Here is an 11289-nt window from a genome sequence, read left to right on the forward strand (position 1 = left end):
TGATGCGCCCTTTCAGACTGCTGACAAAGCTTGTTATTAGGGAGAGCGTGGCGATGGGGTCGTAGCGGCATTAGCCGCCGGACAAATTTGCCGGGAGCAAATTTGAACAACCGCCAGGTTGGCCCGTAGGGTGGGACGCAGGGATGCGTCCCATAATGCCCCTCGTTACGCTAGGCCCGGGTATCTCGGGTCATCAGACAACTTTGTCATCAACCTCAGGCCGCGCAAGCGGCCTTTGTCATTAATTACAGGCCACCACCTTGATCGCCAGCCCGCCCTGTGAGGTTTCACGGTATTTGGCGTTCATGTCCTTGCCGGTTTCGTACATGGTTTCGATCACCTTATCCAGACACACCCGCGGCTCGCTGGTGCGCCGCAGCGCCATCCGCGCGGCGTTGACCGCCTTGACGGCGGAGATGGCGTTGCGCTCGATACAGGGCACCTGCACCTGGCCGGCCAGCGGATCGCAGGTCAGCCCCAGGTGGTGCTCCATGGCGATCTCCGCCGCAATGCATACCTGCGCCGGGCTGCCGCCCATCAGCTCCGCCAGCCCGGCGGCGGCCATCGAGCAGGCGACGCCGACCTCGCCCTGACAGCCGACCTCCGCGCCGGAAATCGACGCGTTCATTTTGTAGAGCGCGCCGATGGCGCCGGCGGCGAGGAAGAAGCGGCTATAGGAATTGGTGTTAACCGGCCGGATAAATTGGTCGTAATAGGCCAGCACCGCCGGAATAATCCCGCAGGCGCCGTTGGTCGGGGCGGTGACCACCCGTCCGCCGGCGGCATTCTCTTCGTTGACCGCAAAGGCGAACATATTGAGCCAGTCCACCACGTTCATCGGGTCGGTATTGTTCTTATCGCCGGTCACCAGCAGGCGGCGCAGGGCGGCGGCGCGGCGCGGGATTTTCATCGGGCCGGGCAGCAGCCCTTCGGTGTTCATCCCGCGTTCGATGCCGGTGCGCATCACCTGCCAGATGGCGGTAAAGTGCGACTCAATCTCTTCTCTGCTGCGCAGCGCCAGCTCGTTTTGCATCACCAGACCGGACAGCGACAGGCCGGTGTCTTTGCAGTGCTGCTGCAGATCCTGCGCGGAGCGGAACGGATAGGGCAGCGGCAGCGCCGCATCGGCGGCGTGGCCGAAATGCGCCTCATCAACGATAAAACCGCCGCCGATCGAGTAATAGGTTTTGCTGTGCAGCAGCCGTTCGCCGTCGAAGGCGCGGATGCGCATGCCGTTTTCATGCAGCGGCAGGTTATCACGGTGGAAGTTCATGCTGCTCGCCAGCGGAAAGTCCACCTCGTGGCAGCCGTGAGCCAGCGGCAGGCGGCCGGTTTGCTCCACCTGACGGATAAAACCGGGGATGGCGTCGATATCGACGTCATGGGGCAAATTGCCCGCCAGCCCCATAATGATCGCCAGGTCGGTATGGTGGCCTTTCCCGGTCAGGGAGAGTGAACCGTAAACATCCACCACCAGCCGGGTGGCGTCCATCAGCTGCTGATGGGCGATAAGTTCGTCGATAAACTGTTTGCCGGCTTTCATCGGGCCGACGGTGTGGGAACTGGACGGGCCGATGCCGATTTTGAAAATATCGAAAACGCTGACCATAGTCTCGCCTCCTTCTTCAGGTGTCAGGCGGTAAATACAGAATAGGGGGATGGGGCAGGCCGGCGCGTGGCGCGCCGGCGGGAGTGCGTTTAGCTAAACAGCGAGTACAGGATGGCCGACATGGCGATCAGACCCATCAGCACCACGAAGGCGTTGCTGATATGGCCGGCGTATTTACGCATCGCCGGCACTTTACGGATGGCGTACATCGGCATCAGGAACAGCAGCATGGCGATAATCGGGCCGCCCAGGGTTTCGATCATGCCCAGAATGCTTGGGTTCAGCGTTGCGACAATCCAGGTGGTGACCAGCATAAAGATGGCGGTAAGGCGGTTCAGTTTGCCGCTGCTGATGGTTTTGCCGCGGGTTTTCAGCGATTTGCTGACGATGCCGTTGAAACCTTCACGCGCGCCGAGGTAGTGGCCCAGGAACGATTTGGTGATGGCGACAAAGGCGATAACCGGCGCGATGTACTCAATCATCGGGTTGTTAAAGTGGTTGGCCAGGTACGACAGAATGGAGATGTTCTGCGCCTTGGCTTCCGCCAGATCGGCCGGCGACAGGCTGAGTACGCAGCTGAACACGAAGAACATCACGGTCAGCACCATCATGATGTGGGCGTAAGCCAGAATGCGTGAGCATTTTTTCTCGGCGTCCGCGCCGTACTCTTCGCGTTTTGCTACGGCGAAGGCGGAAATGATCGGCGAGTGGTTAAAGGAGAACACCATCACCGGGATCGCCAGCCACAGCGTCATCATCAGGCCGTGGCCCATACCGGTGCCGGCGCCTGACAGGGAGACGTTTTCGAAGATAGCGCCGCTCCAGTTCGGGATCAGGTACAGCGCCAGCAGCATCAGCACGGCGACAAACGGGAACACCAGAATGCTCATGGTCTTGACGATGGCCTGCTCACCGAAGCGCACGATGGTCATCAGGCCGACGATCAGGATCAGCGACAAAATGGCGCGCGGCGGTGAGGTCATGCCCAGCTGGTGGGTGATGAAACTGTCGACGGTGTTGGTGATGGCGACGCTGTAAACCAGCAGGATAGGGTAGATGGCAAAGAAGTAGAGCAGGGTAATCAGTTTGCCGGCGCTGATGCCGAAGTGCTCTTCCACCACCTCGGTGATATCTTCGCCCGGATTTTTACCGGACAGGACAAAGCGGCACAGGCCGCGGTGGGCGAAGAACGTCATCGGGAATGCGATGATGGCCATAATAATCAGTGGGATCAGGCCGCCGATCCCGGCGTTGATGGGCAGGAACAGTACGCCCGCGCCGATGGCGGTGCCGTACAGGCCCAACATCCACATGGTATCGCTTTTACGCCAGGTACTGCTGGAACCCGATGCTGCCGAGACGATCGTGCCGGTCTGTGTAGTGTCCATAAATATCTCCGAAGTGAACACGTTAATTTAAAAGCAAAGTCAAAAATTTACGTTACAACCGAATGCCGTAAACCAGTGATCGGCATTCGGCTAAATCAGGTGCTTCCTGCGGGGATAAAGGAACTTCCCCCTGGTTATTTACTGTGCTAATTATCGTGGCGATCAACTAACACTAAAAATCATGCCGCTCCAGGTTGGGCGGAAATAGGGTATTGGCTCAGAAGATTCTTGTCTTCCGTTTTTGATGGCAGAAAGATAACGATTTACAGCATAAACAACCGTGATCATGCTCCCAAATGCGATATATATGCGGATAAAGACTAGTTTGTTAATATTTTATTTATAAAATGTTCTTTATCATGAAGCATTATGCTTTATTGTGTTTTTTTATTACCACCAGCGTTATCTGGGTTTTTGCCAGATTTGCCGGATAAAACGCTGCCTGTGTATAGAAGGTGAGCAATATATTTTAAGCAGTGGCCAGGATCTAGCTAAAAACGATGAATATGCAGATTTGGTGATGGCGATCACATCAATGCGCCAGATGGAGTTTGGTTAACTAACTGATTTTAATTTAATTACTGTGTTTTTCTTCTGTGGCCCTGGTCAGGCGAAATGATTTATTAATGGCCAACGGTGCTTAGCCATTTATCATATAAAAGTGCAGTCATAGCTGTTTGAGCGGCAATAAGGGATATTGCTGGTGTTATTTTAATCAATTCTTGTTGCGATACGATGGGCTTAAAACGTGCCGGGCGCTGATGCCGCAGCTCATTATTTTACCGTTATTTCCAGTGGAAAAAATAATAACCCCCGTTACCGGTTGCATTTTATTAACCTATTGCCGGATTCGGATAGGATTATTGGTAATTAATTGGCGGATAATGGGGGCAAGGAGAACCGCTGAGCGTGCTCAGCGGCCTGAATGGTTCAGTAGCGCAGGGTGATAGCGTGCTGACTGAAGAAATCGCTGAATTCGTCGTCGGGACGCTGGTCGGTGATGACGTGGTCAAACAGGGTCAGCGGGCCGATGCAGGCCGGCTTCACCTTGCCGAATTTACTGTGGTCGGCCACCAACACCTTGCGCTGCGCCGTCGCCAGCGCCCGGTGCTTCATATCCAGCTCGTCAAAGTTAAAGCAGCTGGCGCCCTGCTGCAGGCTGAGGCCGGCGGCGGAAATAAAGGCGATGTTGGGACAGATGCTGTCCATTTCGTTGCGCTGGCCGATACTGCTGAAGATGTAGTTGTTCGGCTTGAACTCGCCGCCGCACAGGATCACCTTGCACTGCGGCTTGTCCTGCAGGGCCAGAAAGGTGTTCAGCGAGTGGCAGACGCCGGTAAAGGGCAGGTCGTCGGCAATGGCGTCGATAATCGCCGGCGTGGTGGTGCCGCAATCAAAGAACACCGTATCGTTCTCTGCGATCAGCGGTGCGGCCAGCAGGCCGATGCGCCGTTTCTCGCTCACCTGTTTGGCTTTCTGGTCGGAGACAAAGTAATGGGTCACGCCGTTGTTGCGCGGATCGGTCACCACGTAGCCGCCCAGCAATACCACCGCCGCAGGTTCGGCGCTGAGATCGCGGCGGATGGTCATTTCCGACACCCCCAGCAGCGCGGCGGCTTCTTTTAAGTGGATTTTGTCAGAACGCTTTAATACCTGGACTAAGCGATTGATGCGTTCTTCGCGCCGCGTTTCCATTTGTTGCTCCCGTCGGTTTAGAGATTAAAGAGATATCCGTGGCGGCCCAGGGCCAGATACAACAATGCGGAGCAGTGCGTATCACGCATTACCCCGCATCAGTCAACAAATGCGCCCGGTTACTGCCAGTATCCCGGGGGCGTTGCTATCAGTAGCTGCCGGCGGCGGCTTGCTCGCCGGATACGATGGCTACGCCAGAGCTGGTGCCGATGCGCGTGGCGCCGGCTTCGATCATCGTTTTCGCGGTCGCGCGGTCGCGTACTGCGCCGGAGGCTTTTACGCCCATTTCGCTGCCCACGGAGGCGCGCATCAACTTAACGTGCTCTTCACGAGCGCCGCCGGTGCTGAAGCCGGTTGAGGTTTTGACAAAGGCAACGTCAAGTTCGCGACACATTTCACAAACTTGCACGATTTGCGCGTCGCTGAGCAGGCAGGTTTCCAATATTACCTTCAATGGGATAGCCGCGCAAACCTCACGCACGGCGGCGATATCGGCTTTGACATCGTCCAGCATGCCGCTTTTCAGCCAGCCGACGTTGATGACCATATCGATTTCCTGCGCGCCGGCGGCAATCGCCGCTTTGGCTTCAAAAGCTTTGGTAACGGTCAGGCCGGCGCCCAGCGGGAAGCCGATCACCGAACAGACTTTTACCGTGCTGTCCTGCAACAGCTGCGCCACCAGCGGCACGTAACCGGAGTTCACGCATACCGCATAGAAATTGTGCTGCTGCGCTTCTTCACACAGCGTGCTGATTTGCTGCTCGGTGGCGTCCATCGCCAGCAGGGTATGGTCGATATAGCTGGCGTAATCAATATTTTCGCTGGTCATTGCGTGTCCTCTGAATGGTGAGCAGTGAATGTTATAATAATGACATTTAATAACCGTGATTATAGCCGTTATTTGCGTTTTTGCCACGGGTTTAGAGGGTTTTTTGTTATTAAAATAACATTAAGGGTGCTGAAGAGGAGATGGCGCAGGGGAGAGCTGCGGGGCTGAACGGCCCCGCGCGGTGATTACTCTTTGATCCAGCCTTTACGGATAGGGAAGGCGAACAGGAAGCGGTACAGACGCTCCAGTTTGGCGGCGATCGCGCTGCCGAACAGGTTCCACACCAGCTGCGCCACCAGGCAGCCCACCATGCCGAGCAGGAAACCGCCGACCATATCCAGCGGCCAGTGTACGCCGAGGAAAACCCGCGACCAGGCGATGGCGACGGCGATAACCATCAGCACAATGCCGGACCACAGCCGGTGCCAGCACAGAAATGCCATGGCAAAGGTGAAAATGGCGGTGCCGTGATCGCTGGGGAAGGAGCTGTCCGGCGCGTGCTGCAGGAAGGTATAGCCGATGCCGGCGACGAAAGGACGTTCATGCGGCAGCAGCATGCCGATAGCGGCAGAGGTCAGGATGGCGAACGCCAGCGCAATGGTGGTCTTGGCCACCACTTCACGCTGTGAAACCAGCGCGTCTTTCGGCCCCCAGAACCACAGGCCGACGATCAGCAGCGGAACAATCGCGATCAGATCGCGCGCAATAAAGGTGGCGAAGTCGATCGACCAGGCGGGCGAGGCCGGGGTCGCATTAATCCAGGCGAAAAGAAGATAGTTCAACTGCTCCATAATATTTACCTCGTCTTGCGGCGAATAACGCCGCTAACCCACCAATAAACAGCCAATTGGCTGAACCAAACCCACCAACCTGCCCACAGGTTATGGGAAAAAAAGTGCGCACCGCGCATCACCTGGCCAAAGCCCATCAGCAGCCCCAGAACGATGCCGGCACCCCAGCAGGCGTAAGCCACGTTTGGCCGCCGGGGATAAAACAGAAAGAACAGCGCCATTACCGCAAAGCCGCTGGACGCGTGCCCGCCGGGGAAGCAGCGGCCGGGACCGGGGTTGGTCGGCAGCGCGCCAAACAGCGGGAACGACATCGCCTGCCCGCCGTATTGCACCAGATCCCACGGGCAGGAGTGCGCGCTGAAAGCCTTTAACAGGCCGACCACCAGCGGCCCGACGCCGACCAGCAACATGCACAGGATCAGCCGGGCATGGCGCCGGTAAATGCCCCATAGCAGCGCCAGCACTGACGCCGCGATCACGCCGATCTTCAATAAGCGGTGATTAATCACGTCCAGCCAGACGTTATGCTGCCAGGGGAAGTGCCCGCTGGCGCTGTCGAACCACATGTTGCTGATGGCCCAGTCCAGGCGTTCGTCACGCGACAGCCATAAAAATAGCAAACCACTGACAATTAAGCCAAAAACCTGCCAACGGTAAAAGGATGGCGTTAAGGAGTAAATAGAGCCATTCTTAAAGTGTTTGGCCGTTGAGGATTGATTTAATAAAGATCGGGATGGTTTTTCGAGGTCCACGCGTCAGCTCACCGTTAGTCATCAGTCTTGCCAACGGTAAATCTCCCGGCTTAAGAAAACCTTAGCGCTACAATCCATTGCTTATGTGAATTGTTTTTATTCTGTTATTTGTTTTTGTTCCAGTGGTTGTGGCTTTCAATTTCTTAATGTAAAGAAGATTAAACTATTGGAAACTGTTGGGATAGTGTATTAGTTTATGTCTGGTTTTCAGTATGAATCATAGGGAAAGAACATGAAAAAGATCTCCTTGTTAGTAGCCGGCATGATGATGGCTGCTTCTGCCGGCGCGGCAACCAATGCGACTGAAAAAGGCGACATCAGCCAGCAGCCGCTGGAAAAAATTGCCCCTTACCCGCAGGCGGAGAAAGGCATGACGCGTCAGGTGATTTACCTGCCGAAACAGGATCATGAAGAAAACTACAAAGTTGAGCTGCTGATCGGTAAAACGCTGGAAGTTGACTGCAACCACCACGGGCTGGGCGGCAAGCTGGAAAGCAAAACTCTGTCCGGCTGGGGCTATGACTATCTGGTGCTGGATAAACTCTCCGGCCCGATGAGCACCATGATGGCCTGCCCGGACAAGACCAAGCGTGAAGCCTTTGTGACGGCGAATCTGGGCGATGCCGCCATGCAGCGTTATAACAGCCGCCTGCCGATCGTGGTCTATGTGCCGCAGGACGCAGAAGTGAAATATCGCGTCTGGAAAGCCGACGATGCGGTTAACAACGCAGTGAAGAAATAACCCTCTTACCGGCGCACTTCTTATGCGCCGGTTCAGCGTGAGGCGGGGCTGTTCCCCGTCTCCGCTTCTTATTGACCCGTCAGGCTAGCGCGCCGATTTTTTTCAGCAGTTCCGGCTGCTGCAGCTGCAACGCCATCCACGGGGAAAACACCTGAGGAACGGCGCTAATGGCGTCTATCACCTGTCCGATACCGACCCAGGCATACTCCATCACTTCCAGCGGATTAGGCTGCGGCTGCGCGTCGCTGCGCGCGACGTAGATGGGGCAAAATTCGTTTTCCATTACGCCGGAGGCATCGGTGACGCAGTACTGGAAGCGGGGGACCACCAGTTCCGGCGGGCTGATGCTCAGGCCAAGTTCAAAGGCGGCGCGGCGCATTATCGCATCGCTTTGGCTTTCACCGGGCTGCGGGTGACCGCAAAACGAGTTGCTCCAGACGCCGGGCCAGGCGGTTTTGCTGAGCGCCCGCCGGGTAATCAGCAGTTGTCCTTTGTGGTTAAACACGTAGCAGGAAAAGGCCAGATGCAGCGGCGTCTGGCTGGTGTGCACCACGGCTTTATCCATTGTCCCACTCTGATGGAAATGCTCATCCAGCAAAATAACCTGCTCATGATGTTCAAGCATTGTGTTCTCCATGGTGTGCTCGGTTAACGGCTGATATAAACGGCAATAATGGAAATACACACCAGGGTGTACCAGTATTCCCACAGTCGGTAGGTGAAATGGTCATAGCGGCTGTCGGCATCTCTTTTGCAAAGACGCGCTGAGACGAGCAGTAAAATAAGCGCGGATCCTATCTCAAACAGGGACAGGGCGCTAGCGTTGCCGCTGTGTTCACCGGGCATAAACAGCGTGTAGTGGGCAATAACAATGGAAAGCAGATAGGCGACGGCAATGATTATTTTTCCTTTGCGCATGCCGTACACCAGCGGAAAGGTTTTTCTGCCGATGAGCGCATCACCTTTCACATCGCGGAAATCCTGCGTGGTGATCATATAGCTGGTCATCAGCATCAGCGGCAGCAGCCAGTCGGCAATCTCCCTGAACGGCACGCCGGCGTTGTGGGCGGCGACCGGCAGCTGCGTCAGTATGCCCAGCGAAACAAGGATGTTCTTCAGCAGCCAGTTATTGCTCCATGGCGTATAGCTGTATACCAGTGAGCACAGTATCCAGAACAGTACCCAGCCAATCACGCCGAGGTAAAGGCCATAGGCAATAAACAGCAGGGCGAGAATCGCGGCGCGGGTTTTGGCCGACTTCAGCGTGATGACCTGGGCCGCCAGCGGACGGTCCGGCTTATTGATTTTATCTTCTTCAATACCAAATATCTGGCTGTTGATATCGATGATATAGATATGAAAATAAGCATAAATAAAGGTAGTCAGGGTGCTGAATACTATTGCCTGCGCTCCCATCCCCTTGGCGAGGGAGAGCGACAGCGCAAATAACGTTGGCGCGATAATGCCGACCCAGACGTTGTTTCTGACAAAACGCCAGGATAACCACAGTTCAAACAGCACGTCCCGGCGTTTTTGGATGCTGACATTTTCAATCATGCGGCATCCTTGGCAAGGCGGCAGACGTGCGATGCATAGTGGGGTTCTCTTATGGCGGAAATGGGGTTGATAAAATATTTAGTTTAGAAATATTTATGTGTCAAGCTATCCCAGAATAAGATAATAAATCGGCTTATTATTTGAACTGAAATGAAAATGATGCCGGGGAGCCTGTGCAATGGGCGGTAAAGAGGACAATGATCGGTGCGATTGCCGGCTAGCGGCTGATATAAAAGGCAAATATGGAAATACACACCAGCGTGTACCAGTATTCCCATAGGCGGTAGGTAAAATGGTCATAGCGGCAGTCGGCGTCTTGTTTACACAAACGCGCCGCGATGCATAATAAAATTACCGCAGAGCCGCTCTCGAAGATCAACAGTGCGCCGCTGCTGCCGTTTTCACCTGGGGTAAACAGCGTATAGTGGGCGATAACGAGAGAGAGCAGATAAGCCAGCGACAGAGCGTTCTTGGCCGTACGGATGCCGTAAACCAAGGGAAAAGTCTTTCTGCCGATGCGTGCATCGCCTTTTACATCGCGGAGATCCTGCGTGGTGATCATATAGCTGGTCATCACCAGCAGCGACAGCAGCCAGTGTGCGATCTCTCTGAGTGGCACGCCGGCGTTGTGGGCGGCGACCGGCAGCAGCGTCAGTATGCCCAGTGCGACAAAGAGATTTTTCAGCAGCCAGTTATTGCTCCACGGCGTATAGCTGTACAGCAGGACGAACAGTACCCAGAGCAGGGTCCAGCCAATGACGCCGAGGCAGATGCCGTAGGCAAAAAACAGCAGCGTGAAAATGACAGCCCTGATTTTCGCCGACGCCAGCGTAATGATTTTTGCCGCCAGCGGGCGATCCGGCTTATTGATTTTATCTTCTTCGATGCCAAATATCTGGCTGTTGATATCAAAGACGTAGAGATGTAGATAGGCATAAATAAATGATGCCAGGGTGCTGATGGCGATTTCCGTACCGGCCAGACCGTTGGCTGCACAGAGCGCCAGAGTAAACAGCGTCGGCGCCACGGCGCCCGCCCAGATATTGTTTTTGACGAAGCGCCAGGACAGCCACAGTTCAAACATCACCCCGCGACGTTTTTGGATGCTGATATCTTCAGCCATATTGCATCCTTAGCGGAGCGATAGACCCATGGCCCATAGCGCGGCTCTTATCTTGCTGACATAAAATTTATCACAGTTTTAGGTGAGTAATATTTATGTGTCAAGCTATCCCGCATTGGGATAATAAATCTGCTTATTATTTGCCTTGCTGGCGAAGGCGGAGCTGAATAAGGCAATAAGGAAAAAGCAGCCCGGTCAGGCTGCTTGGGCGGATTACTTACAATCGTCGGTAATTTTGACCAGGGCGGCGCTGTAGACTGCGGCGCTGTCAGCGGCAAATACGGCGATGCCTTTCACCAGTTTACCCTCTTTTAAGCTGCCGCTAGTTAATGCCTCGTCTACCGTGTCGAGCTTGAAGGCCTGATTATCCGGCGAGTAGGCCTTCAGACAAAGTTTTGATAAATCGATATCGTCCCCGGGCAATTTGGCCAGTGCGACGTCAAAGGTTTTGGTGTAGGCGTCCTTGCCGCTAATGGATATCGAGCCGGTCGACTTTTCCGTTGCGTACACCGCAATATTCTTCGGGGTAGCCGCGTTTGCCGCGAAACAGAAGCCGGCTAAAGCAAGCGATGCCGCCATGGTAGAAATTTTCATAGCTAGTCCTTTCCGTTGAGTTATGTCTCAGCCACACGCTGCGTATGCAAGATATGGCTTCTTAAGGATATCGGTTCTGAGTTAAACCGTGGGTAAAGGGGGGCTGGGTTATGCGATTTATCACTGAAAGCGCTCGATGTCACGCCACATTCGGACTCATACAATCCATCCGGGAAGTATTCTTATCAAAAACGCATAGATAAACAGCG

11 protein-coding genes are annotated in these 11289 nt (G+C 54.9%); 1 reads left to right on the forward strand and 10 read right to left on the reverse strand.

Annotated features, from left to right (window positions below):
- Positions 1–241: 241 nt before the first annotated feature.
- The 6 genes from I6G83_RS14765 to I6G83_RS14790 all read right to left on the reverse strand — a co-directional run bounded on the left by I6G83_RS14765 (position 242) and on the right by I6G83_RS14790 (position 7064).
- Entirely contained in the window at positions 242–1609 is a 1368-nt protein-coding gene (locus tag I6G83_RS14765) for an L-serine ammonia-lyase (protein ID WP_015671693.1), read from the reverse strand.
- Positions 1610–1698: 89 nt separating this feature from the next.
- Positions 1699–2997 (reverse strand): HAAAP family serine/threonine permease, encoded by a 1299-nt coding sequence (locus I6G83_RS14770; protein ID WP_015671694.1) that lies wholly within the window; start codon positions 2995–2997, stop codon positions 1699–1701.
- Between the two features lie 930 nt (positions 2998–3927).
- On the reverse strand, positions 3928–4692 hold the full coding sequence (gene deoR, locus I6G83_RS14775) for a DNA-binding transcriptional repressor DeoR (RefSeq protein ID WP_054307808.1): 765 nt from the start codon (positions 4690–4692) through the stop codon (positions 3928–3930).
- A 148-nt stretch (positions 4693–4840) separates the two neighbouring features.
- The gene (gene deoC / locus I6G83_RS14780; protein WP_054307809.1) at positions 4841–5521 is read right to left on the reverse strand and encodes a deoxyribose-phosphate aldolase; all 681 of its coding nucleotides are present in this window, start codon (positions 5519–5521) and stop codon (positions 4841–4843) included.
- A 185-nt stretch (positions 5522–5706) separates the two neighbouring features.
- Positions 5707–6312 carry an undecaprenyl-diphosphate phosphatase gene (gene ybjG, locus I6G83_RS14785; protein WP_015671697.1) on the reverse strand — a complete coding sequence of 202 codons (606 nt, stop codon included), beginning with the start codon at positions 6310–6312 and terminating at the stop codon, positions 5707–5709.
- A gap of 5 nt (positions 6313–6317) precedes the next feature.
- Positions 6318–7064 (reverse strand): phosphatase PAP2 family protein, encoded by a 747-nt coding sequence (locus I6G83_RS14790; RefSeq protein ID WP_072186189.1) that lies wholly within the window; start codon positions 7062–7064, stop codon positions 6318–6320.
- A 232-nt stretch (positions 7065–7296) separates the two neighbouring features.
- Between I6G83_RS14790 and eco the strand changes: the two genes are divergently transcribed.
- Positions 7297–7806 (forward strand): serine protease inhibitor ecotin, encoded by a 510-nt coding sequence (gene eco / locus I6G83_RS14795; protein WP_015671699.1) that lies wholly within the window; start codon positions 7297–7299, stop codon positions 7804–7806.
- 79 nt (positions 7807–7885) lie between these two features.
- On the opposite strand, the gene idi is transcribed toward eco, so the two are convergent.
- From idi to I6G83_RS14815, 4 genes are all read right to left on the reverse strand, one after another.
- Positions 7886–8431 (reverse strand): isopentenyl-diphosphate Delta-isomerase, encoded by a 546-nt coding sequence (gene idi, locus I6G83_RS14800; protein WP_054307810.1) that lies wholly within the window; start codon positions 8429–8431, stop codon positions 7886–7888.
- 23 nt (positions 8432–8454) lie between these two features.
- Complete coding sequence (locus I6G83_RS14805) at positions 8455–9363, reverse strand: UbiA family prenyltransferase (RefSeq protein WP_054307811.1); 909 nt, start codon at positions 9361–9363, stop codon at positions 8455–8457.
- A gap of 217 nt (positions 9364–9580) precedes the next feature.
- A complete protein-coding gene (locus I6G83_RS14810) occupies positions 9581–10486 on the reverse strand; it encodes a UbiA family prenyltransferase (protein WP_054307812.1) in 906 nt (301 codons plus the stop codon).
- A gap of 213 nt (positions 10487–10699) precedes the next feature.
- Positions 10700–11080: a DUF4354 family protein gene (locus tag I6G83_RS14815; RefSeq protein ID WP_054307813.1), complete on the reverse strand. Its 381-nt coding sequence runs from the start codon at positions 11078–11080 to the stop codon at positions 10700–10702.
- Positions 11081–11289 lie beyond the last annotated feature (209 nt).

Origin of the sequence: Serratia rubidaea (genome assembly GCF_016026735.1) — a bacterium.
Classification (GTDB): domain Bacteria; phylum Pseudomonadota; class Gammaproteobacteria; order Enterobacterales; family Enterobacteriaceae; genus Serratia_B; species Serratia_B rubidaea.

Bases quoted from the DNA above. Each gene is read 5' to 3' on its own strand.
- I6G83_RS14765 (WP_015671693.1), bottom strand. From the start codon at position 1,609: ATGGTCAGCGTTTTCGATATTTTCAAAATCGGCATCGGCCCGTCCAGT.
- I6G83_RS14770 (WP_015671694.1), bottom strand. From the start codon at position 2,997: ATGGACACTACACAGACCGGCACGATCGTCTCGGCAGCATCGGGTTCC.
- deoR (WP_054307808.1), bottom strand. From the start codon at position 4,692: ATGGAAACGCGGCGCGAAGAACGCATCAATCGCTTAGTCCAGGTATTA.
- deoC (WP_054307809.1), bottom strand. From the start codon at position 5,521: ATGACCAGCGAAAATATTGATTACGCCAGCTATATCGACCATACCCTG.
- ybjG (WP_015671697.1), bottom strand. From the start codon at position 6,312: ATGGAGCAGTTGAACTATCTTCTTTTCGCCTGGATTAATGCGACCCCG.
- eco (WP_015671699.1), top strand. From the start codon at position 7,297: ATGAAAAAGATCTCCTTGTTAGTAGCCGGCATGATGATGGCTGCTTCT.
- idi (WP_054307810.1), bottom strand. From the start codon at position 8,431: ATGCTTGAACATCATGAGCAGGTTATTTTGCTGGATGAGCATTTCCAT.
- I6G83_RS14805 (WP_054307811.1), bottom strand. From the start codon at position 9,363: ATGATTGAAAATGTCAGCATCCAAAAACGCCGGGACGTGCTGTTTGAA.
- I6G83_RS14810 (WP_054307812.1), bottom strand. From the start codon at position 10,486: ATGGCTGAAGATATCAGCATCCAAAAACGTCGCGGGGTGATGTTTGAA.
- I6G83_RS14815 (WP_054307813.1), bottom strand. From the start codon at position 11,080: ATGAAAATTTCTACCATGGCGGCATCGCTTGCTTTAGCCGGCTTCTGT.